Annotated in this window: 4 protein-coding genes and 1 pseudogene; 2 read left to right on the top strand and 3 right to left on the bottom strand. The window is 33.9% G+C overall.

What is annotated here, in order from left to right:
• Positions 1–278 (bottom strand): MFS transporter (locus AC1DRF_RS23075; protein WP_477741785.1); only part of this gene is annotated, 278 nt, incomplete at its 3' end.
• 104 nt (positions 279–382) lie between these two features.
• Complete coding sequence (locus AC1DRF_RS23070) at positions 383–1,141, bottom strand: TrmB family transcriptional regulator (RefSeq protein ID WP_427076431.1); 759 nt, start codon at positions 1,139–1,141, stop codon at positions 383–385.
• Positions 1,142–1,364: 223 nt separating this feature from the next.
• On the opposite strand from AC1DRF_RS23070, the gene AC1DRF_RS23065 reads away from it, so the two are divergent.
• Complete coding sequence (locus AC1DRF_RS23065) at positions 1,365–1,592, top strand: hypothetical protein (protein WP_427076432.1); 228 nt, start codon at positions 1,365–1,367, stop codon at positions 1,590–1,592.
• Between the two features lie 32 nt (positions 1,593–1,624).
• On the opposite strand, the gene pssA is transcribed toward AC1DRF_RS23065, so the two are convergent.
• On the bottom strand, positions 1,625–2,116 hold the full coding sequence (gene pssA, locus AC1DRF_RS23060) for a CDP-diacylglycerol--serine O-phosphatidyltransferase (RefSeq protein ID WP_176521268.1): 492 nt from the start codon (positions 2,114–2,116) through the stop codon (positions 1,625–1,627).
• Between the two features lie 172 nt (positions 2,117–2,288).
• Between pssA and AC1DRF_RS23055 the strand changes: the two are divergent.
• Positions 2,289–2,491, top strand: a pseudogene (locus AC1DRF_RS23055) (MarR family winged helix-turn-helix transcriptional regulator); the annotation flags it as partial.

The raw sequence follows: 2,491 nt of genomic DNA, 5'->3' as shown, positions 1-2,491 counted from the left end.
ATATAATAGCCCGAACTGTAGGCTGAAAATACATTGCTCAATAAGAAAATAAATAATGTCCACATATAAACTTTTTTACGCTCTATCTTAGCCGTCACATTTAGTAAAATCGGCGCAGACAAGGCATAAACAAACGAATAAATAGAGATTAAATAACCTGCTTTTGCTAATGATACATGAAATGCATCGGCAATTAAGTCTAAGATGCCTCCTAGAATTAATTCGACCGTTCCAACAACAAAGGAAGCAATCGCAAGTATGTAAACTTTTTTATTCATCAAAAAACCCCCTCTTTAAAAAGTTACAACTAGAATAGTAACCTTTTTTAGAAAGGATTTCAATAGGTAATATTAAAAAGGTTACTAATGAATTAGTAACCTTTTTAATATCGCAGTCGAGTAAGCAGCTCCATGATCTCACAATCTTGAAGAAGCTGCTCTTGATATTTCTTTGTAATATGGGTAAGTGCGACGTCATGATAAAAGAAATCAGCAAAAACTTTTACAAGCGGCTGCGACATGGTTTTTATTGCTTTCCATGTCTCATGTTCAATGCCGGCAAATAAAAGGTAAGCATCGTCAACAATAATCAACTGCGACGGCTCAAGGTTTTTATGATCATCTATTGGATTTAATGTATGTAAATGTTTGAGGGCAGTCTGCAAGTTTCCTATGGTTAAGACCTCGACGTTTACGCCTTGTTTCTCTTTTTCTTCTAGCAATGAGCGGTAATGTTCTAACTCATCATTCCATGCGGATAAAATAATAGAAGATTCCGCTTCGTCAATCAATTGTTCAATATGAGCAGAAATAGAGGATTTATCTTTTAAACTCCAAACATGATCATCTGTAAACGTTTTTTTAATTTTATATGTTTTTAATTCATTAATGTCATTTTCAAAATCAGCAGTAAGTTTTTGAATGACGGTTTGAAGGGCTACCGCTGAGTAAAGTTTCTTTTTCCCGGACAATGTATTTACTACAATACCTTTATCAATTAAACGATTAAGCACTTCATAAATTTTTGCTTTTGGAACATGCGAATACGTAACAATTGAACTAGCATCCAGCGGGCCATCATTCGCAAGCAGCGCTTCATATACTTGACTTTCATACTGAGAAAAACCAAATTTTTGCAGCATAATTTTCTATTCATCATCCTTTCTTTTTTTTAGTATATCACGGTTTGTAAAAGTATTACTAATTGTATCAGATATGATAATCTTATTAAACTATGTTCTAAATAACAATTAGAAATAAAATAAGCTATTAAAGAATCTTTATTACAGTAGAAATATTTTTAACCATATACTTTCTATACTAAAACACTCAACATTGGGTAAAGAAAAGAAAGAGGTGAAAAAAATGAAGAAAAATGAAAAACTACTGTTGAAAAAAATGAACATAAAACGGCAAAGAGAAGTGGCTGCTCAGCTTGAAGACATACTGGATTCCTTACTGTCCCTTGAAGAAAAATTATACTCAGCACCTGATAATAGCGAGTGGCTCTCTTTACAAGCTCAGCTTGAAAAAAGAGAACATGAGCTGAAATTCAAGCATAAAATGCTGTGCGAAGAATGGACAGCACTATAAAAGACAGGCATTTTGTCTGTCTTTTATTGCATCTAAATTTTCATCACTCGAATAGGGCTAACCATCAAAATAGCTAAAATAATCATAAGGTAAGGGTTTACGTAATAAAACATGCCAAGCAGGGCGATAATTAGAGCGGGAAAAGGAATAGGAAGCCCTATAAAATAACCCATGGTTGGATTTGCACTAAATTTAGCTAATCTTAATGCGCCCATGCTTGGATAAATCATAAAAGCGAGTACGGTTAGCCAAGAGTGGGGAGAAAGAGTATGAAATAGCATTGCAGGCGCTACGCCAAAGCTTATAATATCAGCCAAAGAATCTAGCTCTACACCAAACTCACTGTTAACTTTCAGCTTTCTCGCAATTTTGCCGTCAAATAAATCGAAAAAAGCGGCTAGAAAAATAAAAAGAGCAGCTAAGCGTTCGTAGCTATTCATATTAAAAGCTATGGAAAATACGCCGCTTAGCAAATTTCCAATCGTAAAGAGATTCGGAACCCATTTTAACAGTCGAAGAATCAATGTCATACAACCGCCTTTCACAGTGTGTACGATTAGTGTAACTGTTAAATCGTATTATTATGTGAGATGTCAGATAAAAAGAAGGTAGTATTGAAACCTGGCTGTTGTTCCTGTAATATATATATCGTATAATACGATAATAACTGAAAATACGATATAAAGGAGCAGGATCATGAAAGTAGAAGAGTTAAACAGTTATTGGACGTCTATTTATTATCATTTGCACTATACGCATCAAGAGAAAATTACACACCAAACAATACGTCTTTTACAGCATATAGATAAATCATCTTCGGTTGGAATAAAAGAAATTGCGGATTATTTACACGTTTCACATAATACGGCATCTGAACACGTAAAGAGAAGTATGGATAA

The sequence above is a fragment of the Priestia sp. P5_B4 genome, from assembly GCF_056400385.1.
The sequence above is the reverse complement of the archived record's forward strand: the minus strand, read 5'-3'. Positions and strand labels throughout refer to the sequence as shown.